Annotated in this window: 24 protein-coding genes; 10 read left to right on the forward strand and 14 right to left on the reverse strand. The window is 66.3% G+C overall.

The genetic code is table 11. The features are described 5' to 3' along the window. Positions 1-43: 43 nt before the first annotated feature. Genes AC2EBU_RS14490 through hpaR form a run of 6 tightly spaced genes read right to left on the reverse strand, consistent with a single transcriptional unit; the run spans position 44 to position 4,225 of the window. Complete coding sequence (locus AC2EBU_RS14490; RefSeq protein WP_484611144.1) at positions 44-442, reverse strand: type II toxin-antitoxin system VapC family toxin; 399 nt, start codon at positions 440-442, stop codon at positions 44-46. Next, the gene (locus AC2EBU_RS14495) at positions 439-732 is read right to left on the reverse strand and encodes a hypothetical protein (protein WP_484611145.1); all 294 of its coding nucleotides are present in this window, start codon (positions 730-732) and stop codon (positions 439-441) included. The genes AC2EBU_RS14490 and AC2EBU_RS14495 overlap by 4 nt, the downstream gene beginning before the upstream one ends. A gap of 49 nt (positions 733-781) precedes the next feature. Further along, positions 782-2,251: a 5-carboxymethyl-2-hydroxymuconate semialdehyde dehydrogenase gene (gene hpaE / locus AC2EBU_RS14500; protein WP_484611194.1), complete on the reverse strand. Its 1,470-nt coding sequence runs from the start codon at positions 2,249-2,251 to the stop codon at positions 782-784. Between the two features lie 2 nt (positions 2,252-2,253). After that, positions 2,254-3,027, reverse strand: coding sequence for a fumarylacetoacetate hydrolase family protein (locus AC2EBU_RS14505; RefSeq protein WP_484611146.1), 774 nt, complete (start codon positions 3,025-3,027; stop codon positions 2,254-2,256). Next, positions 3,024-3,743 carry a fumarylacetoacetate hydrolase family protein gene (locus AC2EBU_RS14510; protein WP_484611147.1) on the reverse strand — a complete coding sequence of 240 codons (720 nt, stop codon included), beginning with the start codon at positions 3,741-3,743 and terminating at the stop codon, positions 3,024-3,026. The genes AC2EBU_RS14505 and AC2EBU_RS14510 overlap by 4 nt, the downstream gene beginning before the upstream one ends. Further along, on the reverse strand, positions 3,740-4,225 hold the full coding sequence (gene hpaR / locus AC2EBU_RS14515; RefSeq protein ID WP_484611148.1) for a homoprotocatechuate degradation operon regulator HpaR: 486 nt from the start codon (positions 4,223-4,225) through the stop codon (positions 3,740-3,742). The genes AC2EBU_RS14510 and hpaR overlap by 4 nt, the downstream gene beginning before the upstream one ends. A gap of 95 nt (positions 4,226-4,320) precedes the next feature. On the opposite strand from hpaR, the gene AC2EBU_RS14520 reads away from it, so the two are divergent. The 7 genes from AC2EBU_RS14520 to AC2EBU_RS14550 all read left to right on the forward strand — a co-directional run bounded on the left by AC2EBU_RS14520 (position 4,321) and on the right by AC2EBU_RS14550 (position 9,663). Next, positions 4,321-5,370, forward strand: coding sequence for an NAD(P)H-dependent flavin oxidoreductase (locus AC2EBU_RS14520; RefSeq protein WP_484611149.1), 1,050 nt, complete (start codon positions 4,321-4,323; stop codon positions 5,368-5,370). Next, positions 5,370-5,681, forward strand: coding sequence for an antibiotic biosynthesis monooxygenase family protein (locus AC2EBU_RS14525; protein ID WP_484611150.1), 312 nt, complete (start codon positions 5,370-5,372; stop codon positions 5,679-5,681). Before AC2EBU_RS14520 ends, AC2EBU_RS14525 begins: the two co-directional genes overlap by 1 nt. Positions 5,682-5,710: 29 nt before the next feature. After that, positions 5,711-7,087, forward strand: coding sequence for a DNA repair protein RadA (radA, locus tag AC2EBU_RS14530; protein ID WP_484611151.1), 1,377 nt, complete (start codon positions 5,711-5,713; stop codon positions 7,085-7,087). Between the two features lie 76 nt (positions 7,088-7,163). Beyond that, positions 7,164-7,949: a class I SAM-dependent methyltransferase gene (locus AC2EBU_RS14535; protein ID WP_484611152.1), complete on the forward strand. Its 786-nt coding sequence runs from the start codon at positions 7,164-7,166 to the stop codon at positions 7,947-7,949. Positions 7,950-8,013: 64 nt separating this feature from the next. Beyond that, positions 8,014-8,448: a glycerate kinase gene (locus AC2EBU_RS14540; protein ID WP_484611153.1), complete on the forward strand. Its 435-nt coding sequence runs from the start codon at positions 8,014-8,016 to the stop codon at positions 8,446-8,448. A 55-nt stretch (positions 8,449-8,503) separates the two neighbouring features. Continuing rightward, positions 8,504-9,442 carry a branched-chain amino acid transaminase gene (locus AC2EBU_RS14545; protein WP_484611154.1) on the forward strand — a complete coding sequence of 313 codons (939 nt, stop codon included), beginning with the start codon at positions 8,504-8,506 and terminating at the stop codon, positions 9,440-9,442. Between the two features lie 14 nt (positions 9,443-9,456). Next, positions 9,457-9,663 (forward strand): zinc-finger domain-containing protein, encoded by a 207-nt coding sequence (locus tag AC2EBU_RS14550; protein WP_484611155.1) that lies wholly within the window; start codon positions 9,457-9,459, stop codon positions 9,661-9,663. A 75-nt stretch (positions 9,664-9,738) separates the two neighbouring features. Here AC2EBU_RS14550 and AC2EBU_RS14555 read toward each other — a convergent pair whose 3' ends face one another. The 3 genes from AC2EBU_RS14555 to AC2EBU_RS14565 form a co-directional block, all read right to left on the reverse strand. Then, entirely contained in the window at positions 9,739-10,968 is a 1,230-nt protein-coding gene (locus tag AC2EBU_RS14555) for an O-antigen ligase family protein (RefSeq protein WP_484611156.1), read from the reverse strand. Between the two features lie 241 nt (positions 10,969-11,209). Next, a complete protein-coding gene (locus AC2EBU_RS14560) occupies positions 11,210-12,445 on the reverse strand; it encodes a sensor histidine kinase (protein WP_484611157.1) in 1,236 nt (411 codons plus the stop codon). A 4-nt stretch (positions 12,446-12,449) separates the two neighbouring features. Next, positions 12,450-13,157 carry a response regulator gene (locus AC2EBU_RS14565; RefSeq protein ID WP_484611158.1) on the reverse strand — a complete coding sequence of 236 codons (708 nt, stop codon included), beginning with the start codon at positions 13,155-13,157 and terminating at the stop codon, positions 12,450-12,452. A gap of 126 nt (positions 13,158-13,283) precedes the next feature. On the opposite strand from AC2EBU_RS14565, the gene AC2EBU_RS14570 reads away from it, so the two are divergent. Next, a complete protein-coding gene (locus tag AC2EBU_RS14570; protein WP_484611159.1) occupies positions 13,284-14,816 on the forward strand; it encodes a class I adenylate-forming enzyme family protein in 1,533 nt (510 codons plus the stop codon). 15 nt (positions 14,817-14,831) lie between these two features. Here the strand turns inward: AC2EBU_RS14570 and AC2EBU_RS14575 are convergent, their stop codons facing one another. From AC2EBU_RS14575 to AC2EBU_RS14590, 4 genes are read right to left on the reverse strand one after another with little or no spacing between them, the layout of a single operon-like run. Next, a complete protein-coding gene (locus AC2EBU_RS14575) occupies positions 14,832-15,425 on the reverse strand; it encodes a MarC family protein (protein WP_484611160.1) in 594 nt (197 codons plus the stop codon). Continuing rightward, a complete protein-coding gene (locus tag AC2EBU_RS14580) occupies positions 15,422-15,835 on the reverse strand; it encodes a VOC family protein (protein ID WP_484611161.1) in 414 nt (137 codons plus the stop codon). The genes AC2EBU_RS14575 and AC2EBU_RS14580 overlap by 4 nt, the downstream gene beginning before the upstream one ends. A 58-nt stretch (positions 15,836-15,893) precedes the next feature. Next, entirely contained in the window at positions 15,894-16,268 is a 375-nt protein-coding gene (locus tag AC2EBU_RS14585; RefSeq protein WP_484611162.1) for a hypothetical protein, read from the reverse strand. Positions 16,269-16,318: 50 nt separating this feature from the next. Continuing rightward, positions 16,319-16,678, reverse strand: coding sequence for a TraR/DksA family transcriptional regulator (locus tag AC2EBU_RS14590; RefSeq protein ID WP_484611163.1), 360 nt, complete (start codon positions 16,676-16,678; stop codon positions 16,319-16,321). A gap of 181 nt (positions 16,679-16,859) precedes the next feature. Between AC2EBU_RS14590 and AC2EBU_RS14595 the strand changes: the two genes are divergently transcribed. After that, positions 16,860-17,669: an enoyl-CoA hydratase/isomerase family protein gene (locus AC2EBU_RS14595; RefSeq protein WP_484611164.1), complete on the forward strand. Its 810-nt coding sequence runs from the start codon at positions 16,860-16,862 to the stop codon at positions 17,667-17,669. A 42-nt stretch (positions 17,670-17,711) separates the two neighbouring features. Here the strand turns inward: AC2EBU_RS14595 and AC2EBU_RS14600 are convergent, their stop codons facing one another. After that, positions 17,712-18,374, reverse strand: a complete 663-nt coding sequence (locus AC2EBU_RS14600) for a glutathione S-transferase family protein (protein WP_484611165.1) — start codon at positions 18,372-18,374, stop codon at positions 17,712-17,714. A gap of 125 nt (positions 18,375-18,499) precedes the next feature. On the opposite strand from AC2EBU_RS14600, the gene AC2EBU_RS14605 reads away from it, so the two are divergent. Further along, positions 18,500-18,856, forward strand: coding sequence for a DUF2946 family protein (locus tag AC2EBU_RS14605; RefSeq protein WP_484611166.1), 357 nt, complete (start codon positions 18,500-18,502; stop codon positions 18,854-18,856). Positions 18,857-18,897 lie beyond the last annotated feature (41 nt).

Genomic DNA, 18,897 nt, shown 5'->3' on the forward strand with positions numbered 1-18,897 from the left:
CCTGGGGTGGTGGTGGAAGGGTCTGTCGGCATTCGGCGTGCTGTCAGGGACAGATCAGGTCGATGTCGGGGAAATAGGTCCGGTAGCGTCCGGCGTCGCGGGTGAGCAGCGCCCAGCCCATCGACACCGCATGGGCGCCAATGAAGAAGTCGGGGAGCACGCCGGTCCGCGTGCCGCCGCGCTGGCGATAGGTGCGAAAGGCATGTGCCGCCATTCGGGCGGCGTCCCGATCCAGGTCGAGCACCTGAACGCCCAGTCGGTCCAGCAGGGTGTCGATGTGCGGGCCTGCGGTGTCATGGGTATGCAGTTCGGCGTAGACCACGTAGTTGGTCAGCACGGTGGAGCGGGCGCGCGCCTTTCCCAGTTCGCGCAGGGACCAATCCAGCCAGACCGGATCTTGGTGGATCACGTCGACAAACACATTGGTATCCACCAGGGTCATGGCTGGTTCCAGTCGTCGCCGCGCGTGAGTCGCATCAGTTCGTCCGTGCTCATGCCGCCTTTGGCGATGCCGATGAACGGGCGGATGGGGTCATCCGGGGCCAGAAACGACAGGTCCGGCTCGCCGGGCGGCGGTGTGGCGTCGGTCGCTTTGGCCGCCACCAGGTATTCGGCCAGCGCCTCCTGCACCACCTGCGTCTTGGTGACGCCACGGCGCTCGCACAGGGCGCCGAGGTCTCGTTCAAGGTTCTGGGGGAGTCGCACCGAGAGCATGGACAGTCTCCTTGTCATACAGCAGGTGATTCATTGTATGACGCATTGCTGGTTGTCATACAGCCTGTCATACACCCCAGTGCGGAATGTGGTGCGACCCCAGCGACACGGCCACGTTCTTGGGTTCGCAGAAGACTTCGTAGCTCCAGGTGCCGCCTTCACGGCCGGTGCCGCTGGCCTTGGTGCCGCCGAAGGGCTGGCGCAGGTCGCGCACGTTCTGGCTGTTGACGAAGCACATGCCGGCCTCCACCGCGGCGGCGACCCGGTGCGCGCGGCCGAGGTTTTCGGTCCAGACGTAGCTGGACAGGCCGTACTGGATGTCGTTGGCGAGTTCAATCGCGTGGGCCTCGTCGCGGAACGGGATCAGGCAGGCCACGGGGCCGAAGATTTCTTCCTGCGCGATGCGCATGCGGTTGTCCACGTCGGCGAACACGGTGGGCCAGACGAAGTTGCCGTGTTTCACGCGCTCGGGCAGTTCGGTGGCATAGCGCGGCTGCTCCAGGCCGCCGCACAGCAGCGTGGCGCCTTCCTTGGGGCCGAGTTCGATGTAGCTGCGCACCTTGGCCAGGTGGCCCTGGCTGATCATCGGGCCGACGATGGTTTTCTCGTCCAGCGGGTCGCCCACCGTGATGCGCCGGGCGCGGTCCACGAACTTGTCCACAAAGTGGGCGTAGATCGACTGCTGCACCAGGATGCGGCTGCCCGCGGTGCAGCGCTCGCCGTTGTTGGAGAAGATCATGAAGATCGCGGCGTCGAGCGCCCGGTCCAGATCGGCGTCGTCGAAGATCACGAACGGGCTCTTGCCGCCCAGCTCCATGCTGAACTTCTTCAGGCCCGCCGCCTGGACGATGCGGTTGCCGGTGGCGGTGGACCCGGTGAAGCTGATCGCGCGCACATCAGGGTGCCCGCACAGCGGCTCGCCGGCGTCCTTGCCAAAGCCGTGCACGATGTTCAGCACCCCGGCCGGGATGCCGGCTTCCAGCGCCAGCTCGCCCAGGCGGGCGGCGGTCAGCGGCGAGAGCTCGCTCATCTTCAGCACGGCGGTGTTGCCGAAGGCGAGACACGGCGCGACTTTCCAGGTGGCGGTCATGAAGGGCACGTTCCAGGGGCTGATCAGCGCGCACACGCCCACCGGGTGGAACAGCGTGTAGTTCAGGTGCGTGGGCGTGGGGTAGGTGTGGCCGTCCACGCGGGTGCACATCTCGGCAAAGTAGGTGAAGTTGTCCGCCGCGCGCGGGATCAGCTGCTTGCCGGTCTGGCTGATCACCTGGCCGCAGTCGTTGGTCTCCAGCTGGGCGATCTCGGGCACATGCTTCGCGATCAGTTCGCCGAGCTTGCGCATCAGGCGGGCGCGCTCGGTCGCCGGCGTGCCGGCCCATTTCGGGAACGCGGCCTTGGCAGCGGCGACGGCGGCGTGGACCTCCGCCTCGCCGCCGGCGGCCACCTCGGCCAGCACCTCCTGGGTCGCGGGGTTGACGGTTTCGAAGTAGGCGGCGCCGGCAACCGGCTGGCCGTTGATCAGGTGGTCGATGCGCATGGTCATCCTTGGGCGGTGATGGTGTTCATGAGGGCGCCGACGCCCTCGATTTCGGTGACGATCACGTCCCCGGGCCGGCAGTCCACCACGCCGTCGGGTGTGCCGGTGAGGATCAGGTCGCCGGGGTAGAGCGTCATGAAGGCGCTGAAGTACTCGATCAGCGTGGGCACGTCGAAGATCATGTCGCGTGTGTGGCCCTGCTGGGTCACGGTGCCATTGACCGTGGTGCGCAGCGCCAGGTTCATCGGGTCGGGGATGTCGGCGGCGTCCACCAGCCAGGGCCCGATGGGCGTGCAGGTGTCGCGGTTCTTGACCTTCAGGTTGGGGCGGTACCAGTTTTCCAGGTAGTCGCGGATGGCGTAGTCGTTGGCCACGGTGTAGCCGGCCACACAGTCCAGCGCGTCGGCTTTGGCCACGCGGCGCGCCTCGCGCCCGATCACCACCGCCAGTTCGCATTCGTAGTGCATGAAGTCCACCCCGGCCGGGCGCACGGTGAAACCGCGGTGACCGGTGAGCGAGGCCTCGCCCTTCAGAAAGGCCAGTGGCTCCTCGGGCGCCTTGAAGGCCAGTTCCTTCGCGTGGTCGGCATAGTTCAGGCCCAGCGCCAGCACGGTGCGCGGGCGGTGGGCCGGCATGGGCGCCAGCGGCGGCAGCCAGATCACGTCGTCGAAGCCGACCCGGCGGCCCTTGAACGCGGGGGTGAGCAGTTCGAGCTGGCCGTCGGCCTCGATGGCGTCATGGATGGCGCCGGCCCAGGCGATGCGGGCTCTTTTCATGTGGCCTCCTCGACGAGGGTATTCACCAGCGGCTCGAAGCCCGGCGCGGTAATTTCGATCCGGTCGCCCACGCGGGCGCGCGGTCGCGTGCCGTCGTCCAGGCAATCTGTGCCCAGCATCAGGATGTCGCCCGGCTGCAGGGTCTGGAAGTCGCGCACGTCGGCCAGCAGCGTGGCGGCGTCGCGCACCAGGGTCGACAGCTGGACCGTCTGCCACAGCTCGCCGTTGATGCGCACCGTGAGCGTCAGCGCGGCCAGGTCCCCCACAGCGGTCAGCGGCACCACGCGCGGGCCCACGCCGAGGAAGCCGTCCAGGTTGCGGAATTTCACCGGCGGGCGGTAGTAGCTGGTGTGCGGCAGGCTCAGGTCGTTCAGCAGCACACAGCCGGCGACACCGGGAAGGCTTTCATTGACTCCTGAATTAATAGCTGCTTGTGGCCGGTTGGCGCTGGGGATTGGCCAAAAATCCTTGAAATCTCCGAAAACCAGGCCCACCGAGGCCCCCACCTCGACCTCGGGCGCCCTGACGGGCACCGGAATGGCCGCACCGGCCGTGCGGAAGGTGTTGGCGGTCTTGATGTAGAGCACCGGGGCGCGGGGCGCACCTTTGTAAGGCGCCTCGCGGGCACGATCGGCCCACAGCGCGGCCTCGCGGCGGAAGTTCAGCAGTGTGCCGTAGACGGTGCCGTCGGGCTGGAACAGGGGGGGAGCGGTCATTCGTCTGTGTCCGGGGTGGAGGCTTCGGTGTCGGGCGGCACTTCCAGCGCGATCAGGTCGTCCAGCAGCGCATACAGCTGGGCCAGCTTGGCAGCGCCGAGCTGGCTTTCCAGCCAGGCGTAGTGCGCCTCGATGGTGTGCGACAGCGCGTCCACCAGCGCCAGGCCCTGGGCGGTGGCGCGCACCACGCTGCGGCGGGCGTCTTCGGGGCAGCGGCTGCGGGTCAGCAGGCCGTCGCGCTCCATGCGGGCCAGCACGCCGGTGAGGCTGGGGCCCAGCAGAAACGCCTCGCGCGCCACGCGGCCGGTTTCCACACCCCCGGGGTCGGCCGCGTGTTCGCCCAGCACCCGCAGGACGCGCCATTGCTGGTCCGACAGGCCATGGCCGCGCAGGCTGGGGCGGGTGTGCAGCATCACGGCCTCGCGCGCCTGCAGCAGCAGGCGGGGCAGGTTGCGATGGGTGAACGGGGTCGGGTGCGGCATTTATTTAATATATTAAATGATTTCAGGGCGGTGAATCTGCGGGTAAACCCTTGGCGCGCCTTCGGGTGAGAATGCGCGAACGTCCGGAGAACCCCATGCGCACGCTGCAGGCCCTGCTGGGCACCGAATTTCCGTTGATTCAGGCGCCCATGGCTGGCGCGCAGGGCAGCGCGCTGGCGCTGGCCGTGTCGGGCGCCGGGGCGCTGGGCTCGTTGCCGGCGGCCATGCTGACGCCCGATGCGCTGCGCGCCGAGCTGGCGGTGCTGGCGGCCAGCGGGCGCCCCTGCAACGTTAATTTCTTTTGTCATACGCCGCCCGAACCCGATGCCACCCGTGAAACGGCCTGGCGTGCCACGCTGGCACCCTACTACGCCGAGCTCGGACTCGACAGCGCGGCCGTGCCGGCCGGCGCGGGACGGGCGCCGTTCAGCGCCGACCTGGCCGATCTGATCGCGCCGTTTCGCCCGCCGGTGGTGAGCTTCCATTTCGGCCTGCCCGCACCGGCCCTGCTGGCGCGCGTCAAGGCCTGGGGCGCCACGGTGCTGTCATCCGCCACCACGGTGGATGAAGCCGTCTGGCTGCAGGCCCACGGCGCGGATGCAGTGATTGCCCAGGGCCTGGAGGCCGGCGGCCACCGTGGCCACTTCCTGCGGCACGACCTGAGCGAGCAGATGGGCACATTTGCGCTGCTGCCGCAGGTGGTGCGCGCGGTGTCGGTGCCGGTGATCGCCGCCGGCGGCATCGCCGACGCCGCCAGTGTGCGCGCCGCGCGGGCGCTGGGCGCCGCCGGGGTGCAGGTGGGCACGGCCTACCTGTGCTGCCCCGAGGCGACCACCAGCGCCCTGCACCGCGCCGCGCTGCACAGCGACGCGGCCCGCCACACCGCGCTGACCAACGTGTTCACCGGCCGGCCGGCCCGCGGCATCGTCAACCGGGTGATGCGCGAGCTGGGCAGCCTCAGCGCCGCAGCGCCCGAATTTCCGCTGGCCACCGCCACCATGGCGCCCCTGCGGGCTGGGTTTGAGGCCCGTGGCAGCGCCGACTTTTCGCCGCTGTGGGCGGGCCAGAACACCCGTGGCTGTCGCGCCGTGCCCGCGGCGGAGCTGACGCGGGCGCTGGCGGCGGGTTTTGAAGGGGTTCACTGATGTTTGTGGTCATCTTCCGCGCCACGGCGCGTGCCCTTGACACCGACTACGCCGCCACCGCCGCGCACCTGCGCGAACTGGCGCTGCGCGACTTCGGCTGCCTGGAGTTTCTCGCCGTGACCGAAGGCGAGCAGGAAATTGCGCTGTCCTACTGGCCGGACGAGGCCAGCATCCGCGCCTGGAAGCAGCAGGCGGACCACCTGATGGCCCAGAAACTCGGCCGTGAGCGCTGGTACAGCGACTACCGGGTGGAGATTGCCGAGGTCAGACGCCGTTATCAACGCGACACGGTTCACGGCAACCGTCGGTAGCGGTCGCTTCGGGGTGGTAGTCTCGCCCGATGGCCAAAGAGAAAACGTACTTCGTCTGCAACGAATGCGGCGGCACCAGCGCGCGCTGGTTGGGCAAATGCCCGGCTTGCGGTGCGTGGAACACGCTGGTCGAGTCGCTGGCCGAGGCGGCCGCACCGGCAAAAAACCGCTTTGCCTCGCTGGCCCGGACCGCCGAAGTGGCGACGCTGGGCGAGATCGAGGCCAGCGATTTCGCGCGCACCCCAACCGGGCATGACGAGCTGGACCGCGTGCTGGGCGGCGGCATCGTCGAGGGCGGCGTGGTGCTGATCGGCGGCGACCCCGGCATCGGCAAGTCCACGCTGCTGTTGCAGGCGCTGGATTCGCTGCAGCGAAGCGCGCATCCCACGCTCTACGTCACCGGTGAGGAAAGCGGCGCGCAGGTCGCGCTGCGCGCGCGGCGGCTGGGCCTGGACGGCTCGCAGGTTCAGGTGCTGGCCGAAATCCAGCTCGAAAAAATCCTCGCCACGCTGGAGTCCCGCAAACCGGCGATCGCGGTGATCGACTCGATCCAGACGGTGTATTCGGATCAGCTCACCAGCGCACCGGGCTCGGTGGCGCAGGTACGCGAGTGCGCGGCGCACCTGACGCGCGCGGCCAAGGCCAGCGGCACGGCCATCGTGCTGGTGGGCCATGTCACCAAAGAAGGCGCGCTCGCCGGTCCGCGGGTGCTGGAGCACATGGTGGACACGGTGCTGTATTTCGAAGGCGACACCCACAGCAGTTTCCGCCTGATCCGGGCGATCAAGAACCGCTTCGGCGCCGTGAACGAGATCGGTGTGTTCGCGATGACCGAACGCGGCCTCAAAGGAGTGGCCAACCCCAGCGCCATCTTCCTGAGCCAGCATGCCGAGCCGGTGCCGGGCAGCTGTGTGCTGGTCACGCTGGAGGGCACCCGCCCGCTGCTGGTCGAAATCCAGGCGCTGGTGGACAGCGGTGGGCCCAGCCCGCGTCGCCTCAGTGTGGGGCTGGATCGCGATCGCCTGGCGATGCTGCTGGCCGTGTTGCACCGCCACGCCGGTGTCGCTTGCATGGATCAGGACGTGTTCGTCAACGCCGTGGGCGGTGTGCGCATCAGCGAGCCGGCGGCCGATCTGGCGGTGATGCTGGCCATCACGTCCAGCTTGCGTGGCAAGGCGCTGCCCAAAGGCTTTCTAGCCTTCGGCGAGGTTGGCCTGGCTGGCGAGGTGCGGCCCGCGCCGCGCGGGCAGGAGCGGCTGAAGGAAGCGGCCAAGCTCGGGTTTTCGGTGGCGGTGGTGCCCAAGTCCAATGCACCGAAGAAGCACGACAAGGCCTTCGAGGGCCTGACCATTCACCCGGTGGACCGGATCGAAGAGGCGATGGCGCTGGTGCGAGAAATGGGCTGATGCGGCAGGTATAGTGCTTGCCTCTTCGCGGTGAAAGGCGGGGCGCCTGTTGACCGGTTAACAGCTTGGATTTCTCTTGAACAGCTTTCTTCATTCTCTCCGCAGGGCGATCATCAAAAGCCATCGCAAGGCGCTGGCTCGTGAAGTATTCAGCAGGCATGCCGGCGTCATACAGCGCGGGCCCTTTGCCGGTATTCGGTTCAATGGAGATGCCAATATCAGCCAGTCCGCGCATGGTCTGAAAATCTACGGCCTTTACGAAGAACCGGTCTGCGACTGGCTTCTTGCCGCGCTGACATCAATGACAGGCGATGGGCCGCGCACCTTCGTCGATGTGGGTGCGGGGGATGGTTATTACCCCGTTTCGCTGCTGGCCAAGGGTTTTTGCGAGCAAGCGGTGGCTTTTGAAGCCACCGAGACCGGGCGCATGGCCATCGCGCGGAACGCTGAACTCAACCAGGTTTCCAAGGCATTGCGTGCTCTGGGTGCAGCGGAGGGTGATTTCGCCGCCCAGCTGCAATCACTCGGACTTGACGGTGCGCGGACCGTAGTGCTCATGGACGTGGAAGGGGCTGAGTTTCAACTCCTGAATGCCTCGGCATTGCATCAGTTGAAGGGTGCCTTCATCGCGGTGGAACTGCATGACCGGTATGGTCGGGTGGATGCTTCGGCCCGCCAGCGGCTTGTCGACAGCCTGTCCGCGAACTGGACGGTCGAGGTGGTTCGCGACCGCGCCCGTGACTGGTCCCCGCTCAACGAGTTGACGGCCTGGCATGACCTTGATCGCGCGGTGCTGCTCTCGGAGGGCCGCAAGATCATCGGCGAGTGGCTGTTCGCCCGACCCGTCAGCGCGCCGACGTAGTCGTCGAACGCCAGTCTCTCGGGCCGGATGGTGTTGGTGGTGTGAAATCCTGAGGTGGGTTCCGGTGAAGTACTTGTTCACAGTTTTCGGTCTGGTTGCGATTGTTGTGGCCTTTCTTCAGTACGGGTGGGCCGGTGTGGCAGTAGTGGCCGGTGCCATCCTGATGTGGATACTGCTTCATTTCACCCGATTGATGACCATCCTGAAAAGGGCCGCCGACCGCCCGATCGGGTACGTGGACAGTGCCGTCATGCTCAACGCCAAGCTCAAGACCGGGGTGACGCTGATGCATGTCATCGCCATGACCCGGTCCCTGGGCGCATTGCGCTCGCCCAAGGACGAACAGCCGGAGTTTTTCCGCTGGACTGACAGCGGCGACTCCCATGTGACTTGCGAGTTCCGCGAGGGCAAACTGGTGCAGTGGACCCTGGTGCGCCCCCCGCCGGAGGCTGAGGCGCCAGCCGATGCCACCACAAGCATGGTTCAGTCCGGATCGTAAAATCCGGTCGGCGCAGCATTGCGACGCGACCCGAATTTCCTTCAAAGGATCAACCATGAGCCCCGTAATTCCCTCGATGTCCGACCGCGACGGCAAAATCTGGATGGACGGCCAGATGGTCGACTGGCGCGATGCCAAAATCCATGTGCTGACCCACACCCTGCACTACGGCTGTGGCGCCTTCGAGGGCGTGCGCGCGTACAACACCGTCAATGGCACGGCCATCTTCCGGTTGCAGGAGCACACCGAGCGCCTGTTCAACAGCGCCAAGATCCTGCGCATGAAGATTCCGTTCACTCAGGAACAGGTGAACGAGGCGAAAATCGCCGTTGTCCGCGAGAACAATCTGGCAAGCTGCTACCTGCGGCCGCTGACCTGGATCGGCGACAAGAAGTTGGGCGTCTCGCCCAGGGGCAACACCATCCACCTGATGGTGGCGGCCTGGGCCTGGGGCGCCTACCTCGGCGAAGAGGGCATGGCGCGGGGCATCCGCGTCAAGACCAGCAGCTACACCCGCCACCATGTCAACATCACCATGACGCAGGCCAAGGCGGTGAGCAACTACAGCAACTCCATCCTGGCCAACATGGAAGCCCTGGACGACGGTTACGACGAAGCCCTGCTGCTGGACAGCGCGGGTTTTGTCTCCGAAGGCGCCGGCGAGAACGTGTTTGTCATCAAGAACGGCGTGGTCTACACGCCGGACCTGTCGGCAGGTGCGCTTAACGGCATCACGCGCAACACCGTGTTCCACATCTGCAAGGACTTGGGCATCGAGGTGGTGCAAAAGCGCATCACGCGCGATGAGATTTATATCGCCGACGAAGCGTTTTTCACCGGTACCGCGGCCGAGGTGACGCCCATCCGCGAGCTGGACCGTGTGGAAATCGGTGCCGGCAGCCGCGGCCCGGTGACGGAGAAGATCCAGAGCGCGTTCTTCGACATCGTCAACGGCCGCAACCCGAAATACGCCCACTGGCTGACCAAGGTCTGAAAGGGAGATACACCATGACCCAAGCTGCAATCGAACTTCTGGCCAGCGACCTGAACGCCCAGGGCGGTGTTTACTGCCCCAGTCCGAAGGCCGACATGAAACTCTGGAACAGCCACCCGAAGGTTTATCTGGACGTGGCCCGAACCGGTGAAGCGAAATGCCCCTATTGCGGAACCGTCTACCGGCTCAAGGCGGGGGAAACGGTGGGACACGGCCACTGAACTCCAGCGACTCCGCCGGAGTCTTTGCCGGTCAGCGCCAGCGGAGCCGCAGCAGGCGGCCTCTATGGCGAAAACTCAGGCAATCGAGGGCTTGCGGCCGTCTGGTCCGGACGGCGGATCAGACGATGGTGCCAGCACGGCACGGCTGACCAACAGGGCAGTGACGAACGGCAACGAAAGACCGATTGCGGCGTCCCGCAGTGCGGAATTGAAGGATGCCCCCAGGGCCAGAATGACGATGGCGGCCAGACCCATGGCCCCGATGGCGTCACGCCGGCTCCAGCACCGGCCCGCTCCGGCCAGTACCAGTGCCAGCATGGCAATCAGGCCCGGGATTCCGGCCTGGGCGCCCATCCAGAGGTAGTCGTTGTGGGGCATGTTGATGTCACCGATGGCGGCGTCGGCACGCGCGCGCCACTGCCCATTCCAGCTGCCGATACCCCAACCCAGCACAGGCCGATCCGCCACCATCGCAGCCGTCTTGTCATAGAGGTGGTAGCGCACGCCCCAGCTGTTGGTCATTTCCACCCGTTCGCTATCGGCCGCCCGCAGCTGATTGAGGCCCCTCTCGAATTCGCGGGAAACGTCCGGCTGCAGCGTCAGCACTGCGCCAGCCAGCGCGGTTGTCGCCGCCACGGCGGAGACCAGCGGTCGCCAGGCGTTTCGCCAGCGGTGCACGGCCAGCAAGGCCATCGCGAGAACAGCGGCAATCATGGAGGTGCGAGACGGCAGGACAACCACTATCTGCGCGATGCAGGCCATCGCTCCGATCAGCAAAAGCGCACTCTGCTTCCATGGGGCTTGCTCGAACGCCACTCGCACGGCGAGCACGGCCAGAAGGGCATAGATCAGCGCGTTCGAAATGGACTTGTTGCCATGGTGGCTGATCAGGCTGCGCCACATATCGGACGGCGGAAGACCGATTACCCCATTCACAGCAGCAATTGCCAGCCCGGCAAGACCGCCGATGACCAGGCCCCGCAGCCCTGACGACAGCTCTCGCTCATCCAGCGCGGCGACAACCAGGAAGGTGAGGGCTATACGAAGGCCATGAAACAGGTTGCTGGGTGTTTCCGCGAAATAGGCCGGCTGCGCAGCGAGACAGAAAACTGTCCAGCCGACGAAACCGGCCACGGGCCACCAGTACGGACTGTGCCGGATGCGTCGGCCCCGCTCAGCCCACCGGCCGCCAGCCAGCAGCGCAGCCAGCAGTGCCAGGAACGTCAGGTAGTTCACCCCGATGGGAAGAAACAGCAAAGCGCCCCACGCGAATGCCATCCAGGAGACCAGGTGCGTGCGAAACATCGGGCGATTCTAGATACCTTGAGGCGCAGAAAAAAATGCCACCCGAAGGTGGCATTCAAGTCCCCGAAGGGACGACGTCGGGAGACGATTTCCTCAGGAAGGAATGAACCGGTTTTCCGATTCCCCGTTGGGTGTGACAGCGTCAGGTGGACTATAGGGGCACGGAATGTGGATTACCCCCCATGAACGTGGGGGGCTTGCGACGGGCGCCGGCAGTAAAGCGGCGAAGCTGCGCATTTGTTCACGAACGCTCGTGCGGAAGTCGAACCACGAATTCGGCGCCACCGCCGACGCGGTCCAGGCAGGACACCGAGCCACCATGCCGTTGAGCGATTGATCTCACCAGTGCCAGTCCCAGTCCCACGCCACCTTCGCGCTCGCTGCTGCCGGGCAGTCGGTAAAAGGGCTCGAAGATCCGCTCGCGTTGGTCCGGCGGGACACCCGGCCCGCGGTCGCCGACCCGGATCGTGACCCCGCCGGGGTCGGTGCCGAGCTCGACGCGAATGTCTTCGCGGCGATCGGCGCCCCCATGGCGGCGCGCGTTCTCCAGCAGATTGCGCAACAGGCGACGAAGCAGCCGCGTCTCACCCCGCAGCACAATCGTATGGCCTTGCGGCAGCTCCAGCTGGGCGTCGACGCGTGCCGCCTCCTCGGCCGCGAGACCGACCAGATCAACCGACTCCACCGGTTCCAGCCCGGGGTCGGGGCTGTCGAGCCGGCTGGCCATCAGGATTTCGTCAATGAGTTGGTCCAGCTCGCCGATGTTTCGGCTGATTTCGTCGTGGATCGCCGGCGTGGGGTTCTGGCGCTGCAATTCCAGTGCCATGCGGATACGGGCCAGCGGTGAACGCAATTCATGAGACGCGTTGGCAAGCAAGGTCTTCTGGGCGCCCAAAAGGGCCTTTTGCGTTTGCATGAGCGCCTCAACTTTTTCGGCGGCGGCGTTGAAATGCCGGGCCAGATCGGCGACCTCGTCCTGCCCGCCCTCGGGAACCCGTTCGGCGAGATCGCCGTTACCCCAGCGCTGTACACCCTGCTGAAGTGTTTCCAGACGGTGGGTCAGACGACGCGCGACCGGATACAGCCCCGCAGCGACCGCCACGGCGACCAGACCCAGCAACCAGAAATAGCCATAGGGTGGCCGGTACCAGGGTGGCGCCAGGGGCGCCGGCGGACGAGCGCCTCCGCTCCCTCGCGGGGGCATTTGCAGCCACAGCGTCTGCCCGTCGGACAGCTGAACCCGGAATTCGATCCCGCCGCCGGGCGTCCGGGCCGGCTGGGCCAGCGCGGAACCGATCAGCTCGCCGGCCGGATTGCGCACCGTCACCTCGCGGGGCGGTGGGGCTTGCAGCCGGTTGAATCGGACCGTCTCGCGCCAGGCCCAACCGGCCGCCAGGATCACCACGGCCACCGCAACAATGACGGCCAGCCAGATGCGCAGGTAAAGGCGCCGTGCCAGCGCGGGGAAAAAGGCCACGGCCTTAATCCTGCTGACGGGCGAACACGTAGCCCACCCCCCGAACCGTCAGGATCCGTTTGGGGTTCTTGGCGTCCGCTTCTATGGCGGCGCGAATTCTGCCCACATGCACATCGATCGAGCGGTCGAAGGCTTCAAGCTCCCGGCCGCGGACAGCTTCCATGATCTGGTCGCGGGTCAGCACCCGCCCGGCCCGCTCCGCCAGGGTCATCAGCAGGTCGAACTGGTAGGACGTCATTTCCCTGGGCTCGCCGCCGACAGCCACGGTCCTGGCGTTGCGGTCGATTTCGAGCGAGCCGAATCGCAGCGTCCCCGCCGGTTCCGTGTTCGGCGATCCTTCGCGACGCCGCAGCACGGCCCGGATGCGAGCCAGCAGTTCCCGGGGTTCGAAGGGTTTGGGCAGGTAGTCGTCCGCACCGACTTCCAGTCCGATGACACGGTCCATGGGGTCGCCCTTGGCGGTCAGCATCAGGATCGCGGTCGAACCCAGGGGGGGCGGCATGGCGCGGATACGGCGACACAGGTCCAGGCCTTCGCTGTCGGGCAGCATGAGATCCAGAATGATCAGTGCCGGGGGCCGCGCCTGGGCTTGGGCCAGGCCCGCCTGGCCGGTATCGGCGACACGACACGAGAAGCCGGACTGGCTCAGGTAGTCGCTGACCATGGATGCCAGTCGGTGGTCGTCCTCGATCATCAGCAGGTCGGTGCTCATGGAATCAGTGTAGGGGCAGTTTCGTGCGGGCTGCGGGCATGGCGCCAGCCGGTGTGCGGGTTATGTTGCCGTCCATGGTGACAGCATGAACCGCCCGGCGCTTGAAGCCGGGGTAAAGTTGGGTAAATGTCGACACCATCCCTTTCGGATCACGCCCCGGCCGTGCTGGACGATCTGTTGCACGCCCGAGCGCAGGAAGCCCCCGACTCACCCGCCGTCCAATTCGCGGACGCATGGTACAGCTACGGCAAACTGGCCCGGCGCACTAAGCGGGCCGCGGCCCGCCTGGCGAATGAATGGGGCGTCCGATCCGGTGACCGCGTTGCGTGGCTGGGTTTCAACCACGTGGATCAGCTGGTGCTGCTGTTCGCACTGGGCCGACTCGGCGCAATTTTGGTGCCACTCAATTACCGGCTGGCCCCGGCGGAATGGCAAGCGGTCCTGGCTGACTGCAATCCCCATTGCCTGGTGTTTGACGAGTCCTGGCAGTCGCAGGCGGGTGAACTGGCGCGGTCCCGGGCGCTGGCGGCTTATTCGGTCGAATCCCTGATCGCTACCCCGGCGCTTGGCCCGGTGGTTTCGGTCGCCCGGCCGGATTCGCCGGTCTTGCTGGTCTACACCTCGGGGACTACCGGTGAACCCAAAGGCGCTGCCCACACCCATGCCAATCTGCTGGCCAACATGTTGGCCGCTGTTTCTGCCCAGGCCCTGTCGCGGGACGACACGGTACTGACGGTATTGCCACTGTTTCATGTCGGCGGACTGTGTATCCAGACCTTGCCGGCCCTGATGGCCGGGGCGTCGGTGCTGTTGCATCCGCGCTTTGAGCCGGGCGCGACGCTGGCCGCGATCCGGGACCACCGTCCCACCCTGACCCTGCAGGTGCCGGCAACCATGAAGGCAATGATCGACCACCCCGACTGGCCCGGGACCGACTTCACCACGCTGCGCGCGGTCTGGGCTGGCTCCAGTGTCCTCCCGGCTGCGCTGGTCGATGCGTTCCTGCAACGGGGCATTGCCGTGTGCAATGTGTACGGCGCCACGGAAACCGGACCTTTCTCTGTCGCCCTGCCGCCCGCTCAGGCCGCCAGCCACGCCGGTTCGTGCGGCTGGCCGGCGCTGGGTGTGGAGGTCCGTCTGGCGGCCGGCGCGGACGGTGTCGGGGAAGTTCTGCTGCGCTCGCCGGCGGTGGTCCGCCATTACTGGCCAGATCGGCCCGCCGTGGATGCCGAGGGCTGGTTCCACAGCGGCGACCTGGCGCGCCGGGCGGCCGACGGCAGCTACACCATCGTCGGCCGCGCCAAGGACATGATCATTTCCGGCGGCGAAAACATCTATCCGGCCGAGATCGAGCAGTTGCTGGCCAACCATCCGATGGTTGCCGAATGCGCGATCGTCGGGTTGCCGGACGCCCGTTGGGGCGAGGTACTGGCCGCTGTGGTGGTTCTGAAGGGCGAAAACTGCCAATACCCAGCGGAAAAAGGTGATGAATTGCTCTCGTTTTGGGAGCGAGAGCTGTCGGACTGGTTGCAGCAACGCATTGCACGCTACAAGCTTCCCCGCCGGTGGATCGCGGTGAACGCCCTGCCGCGCACCGCGCTGGGCAAGGTGCAAAAGGCCGTGCTGATGCGCCAGCTGGTCGAAGGCACGGCAGGCTGAGGGCGAGGTCTCGCCCTACAGCTGCGTCTTGAGCGCCTTGAGGCCGCGAATCAGCATCTCGACCGAAATCGCCACCAGGATCAGGCCCATCAGCCGCTCGAAGGCCACCACCACCCGGTCACCCACCACCCGCTGGATGCGCTCGGCCAGCACCAGCACCACGGCACAGACCAGCATGGTCACGCTCAGCGCGGCCACCCATTCCAGCCGCCGCTCCGGCGCCTGGCTGACCAGCAGCATCACGGTCGCCATGGCCGACGGCCCGGCCAGTGCCGGAATGGCCAGCGGCACGATCAGCGGCTCGCCCTGCTGCAGCGCGCCGGCCACCGGCGGCGGCGGAAAGATCATGCGCAGCGCGATCAGGAACAGCACCACACCACCGGCAATCTGCAGCGACAGGTCCGACAGGTTCATCAGCCGCAGGAAGCGGTCGCCCACGAACATGAAGGTCAGCAGCAGCACAAAGGCAATCAGCACCTCGCGCAGGATCACCCGCGCACGCCGCTCGGGCGCCACCGGCCGCAGCGCGTTGGCAAAAATCGGGATGTTGCCGAACGGATCGGTGATCAGCAGCAGCAGGATGGTGGCGGACGTGAAGGTATAGGTCATGCCGCGTACACCTGGTCCAGCGACGCAAAGCCCTTGACTTCGATCGGGTTGCCGAACGGGTCGCGGAAGAACATCGTCCATTGCTCGCCCGGCTGCCCGGCAAAGCGCAGCTGGGGGCTGAGGACAAAGTCGGTGCCGGCGGCTTTGAGCCGCGCCGCCATCGCCTGCCAGTCCGGCAGCGCCAGCACCAGCCCGAAATGTGGCATCGGCACGCGGTGGTCACCCACCAGGCCGGTGTCGGCCGTGGGGAACGGGCTGCCCAGGTGCAGCGAAAGCTGGTGCCCGAAAAAGTCGAAGTCCACCCAGGTGGCCGTGGAGCGCCCTTCGCGGCAGCCCAGCACGCCGCCGTAGAAGCGCCGGGCGACGTCCAGGTCGGTCACATGGAAAGCAAAATGAAACAGGCTGCGCATCCGGTCAAGGATAGCGCAGCCTGCGTCGGGCCGCAGCCCGATCACTGCCGTTTTGTGGTCAGCTCAGCGACGGATCGGCCGCCATGTTGTCGTACTTGTGAAAGTATTGGCGGGCCATGGCGACCAGCTGACCGTCGGTGGGATGGTCGGCCGACACCGAGTCGACGATGGTTTTCGAAACCGCATGGTGGTGCTTGACAGCCCAGTCGCGGAATTCATTGCGGGCCATGCCGGGGCCAGCCAGCAACACCTCATGGGCGCCGGCCAGCGCTCCGGCGACATCCAGGTAGAAGGCGGCGTTGTCATGGGACTTGCCCTGGTGCTTGTGGTGGCTGCGCGACTTGATGCGCTGGGCCTCCATGTGCTCCCGATCAAACATCACCACATGGGCTTCGTTGTGGTCCATCCAGACAACGGCGTGAAACGTACTCATTGAACAAACTTCCTTCTGAAGGGTAAAAAAATCGGTTGGACTCGGGCTGGTCAGTGTTTTTCGAACGCTTCCTGGCAATGGATGCACCGGGGCGTTTGCGGGGCAACGTCCAGGCGTGCCGGCGGAATGTCCACGCCACAGTCCGTGCATTCGCCGTAGGTTCCGAGGTCGATGCGTGTCAGCGCTGCGTTGATGGCGTTCAGTTCGACCATCTCATGGTCACCGATTGCCAGCTCAAGATCCTTTTCGGTGGCAACCTGTGCCGGCGAATCCTCGGGATGGCCGAAATGATCGGCGGTCGCTTCCGCGCGGCTACGGTCCCCTCCGCGGTGCAGCTCGATCCGGGACAGCAGGTCGGCGCGCATTCGGCGCAGCTCCTGACCATAGGGTGAGGCTTGTTCCTTGTTCATGATGGCTACTCCTGATTGATGCGGTCATCATGCGCCCCGCTGCGCCCCTTCGTCTTTGACTGAAGTCAAGATTTGCGCCGCGTCGATTTGCGGCGGCGGGGCGGCGGCCGCCCGACAATGCGGACTGGGCTGCCACAACACGGCAGCCGCCTTTTTCCTTCCGCAACCTGGAGCCCTCACCATGTCGCCTGCCCGACCCGACTACAGCCGCTACGAGACCCTGTCCATCACCCGCCGGGGTGCCAACGACGCCGTGCTCGATATCCAGATGAAAGCGCAAAACGGCAAGCTACCCACCGCCGGCCACGACGGCCACTGGGAGCTGTGCGAGATCTGGCGCGACATCGACAAAGACGACAGCGTGCGCTGCGCCGTGCTGCGCGGCGACGGCCTGGGCTTTTCCGGCGGCGGCGACCTGGCCCTGGTGCAGGACATGGCCAGCGACTTCGCCGTGCGCACCCGTGTGTGGAAAGAGGCGCGTGACCTGGTCTACAACGTCATCAACTGCGACAAACCCATTGTCAGCGCCATGCACGGCCCGGCCGTGGGCGCCGGCCTGGTGGCGGGCCTGCTGGCCGACATCTCGATCGCCACCAAAACCGCGAAGATCGTCGACGGCCACACCCGCCTGGGCGTGGCCGCGGGCGACCACGCGGCCATCGTCTGGCCGCTGCTGTGCGGCATGGCCAAGGCCAAGTACTACCTGATGCTGTGCGAGGCGGTGAGCGGCGAAGAGGCCGAGCGCATCGGCCTGGTGTCACTGGCGGTGGACGACGACCAGCTGCTGCCCAAAGCCTACGAAGTGGCCGACCGCCTGGCCGCCGGCAGCGCCACCGCCATCCGCTGGACCAAATACAGCCTGAACAACTGGCTGCGCCAGGCCGGCCCCACCTTCGACACCTCGCTGGCCCTCGAATTCATGGGCTTCGCCGGCCCGGACGTGCGCGAAGGCGTGGCCTCCTTGCGCGAGCGGCGCGCGCCGAGATATTGATCAGGACGCCGCCGCCGAACAGGAAGCCGCCACGGAGCCGGGTCAGGTTTTCGCCTGGGCCTTCGCTTTGGCGGCGGCCATCATCAGCTCCGTGTTGGCCTTGCGGTCGGCGTTGACCTTCTGCACCGTCGCGCGCTCGCCCAGGCGCTTGAGGTAGTCGCGCACCGGCAGCTCGGCCAGGTAGTCGCGCCCGTAGATGATCTTGGTGGCGCTGGCCACCAGCTGCAGGTGTACGGCGCCGCCGCAGTCGGCCAGGGTGAAGGTGTCGCCGGCCAGATAGGGGGCGAATTTCGCGAGCTTGGCGAAGGCGGCGATGTTCTTCTCCAACTGCTGGCCGGTTTTTTCCTTGGCCGCGTCGCTGACCTTGCCGCCGAAAAAGGCCTCGGGGTAGAGGTTGCGCGCCACCAGCTCCAGGTGCAGCTCGGTGTAGCGCAGCAGCTCGCGCACCTTGGCGGCGGCAAACGGGTCGGCCGGCAACAGCGGGTGGGCGGGGTATTTCGCCTCAATGTATTCCAGCAGCACGGTCGATTCGGACAGGGCGCCCTCGTCGGTCTTGAGGTAGGGAACCTTGCCCAGCGGGCTGGCGGCCAGGTCGGTTTGGCCGACCCAGGCCAGCTCTTCTTCAAACGGCACGCCTTTTTCAAGTAGGGCGAGCTTGACCTTGTTGTAGTAGTTGCTGGCCGCAAATCCGCAGAGGGTGAGCATGGGGTGTCTCCTGGTCAAAAGAGGCATCGTATCGGGGTGGCGGTGCGGCGGCAGTCGCGGTGCCGACAGGCATGCGATTGACATAGATCAGGTCGGATAGCCGGATTCAACGATAATTGAGGCCTATGAGTTTCCTGCGTCACGCCCGCCACATCATCCGCCTGGTGCTGGTGTGGTTTGTGTTGTCGCTCGGTGTGGCAGTGGCCTCGCCGCTGGTGGCGCCCCAGTCCACCCTGCTGGTCTGCTCCGGCGCCAGCGTGAAAATGGTGGTGCTGGACGCTGATGGCAGCGCGGCCGAGGTGGGCCACAGCACGCTGGACTGCCCGCTGTGCGCCACGCTCAGCGCCCCGCCGCCGGCACTCGTCGCCGCCGTGGCGCCGCCGCATGCGCTGTCACATGCCCTCGTGCCGATCGAGGCCGCGCGCATCGCCGCGCGCATCGGCGCCGCCTGGCAGGCCCGCGCGCCGCCGGTGTTCTCCTGATTCAATTTTCATAGCAGACAATGACCAGCTGACGCTGGGTA

Source organism: Curvibacter sp. T50 (genome assembly GCF_057219955.1).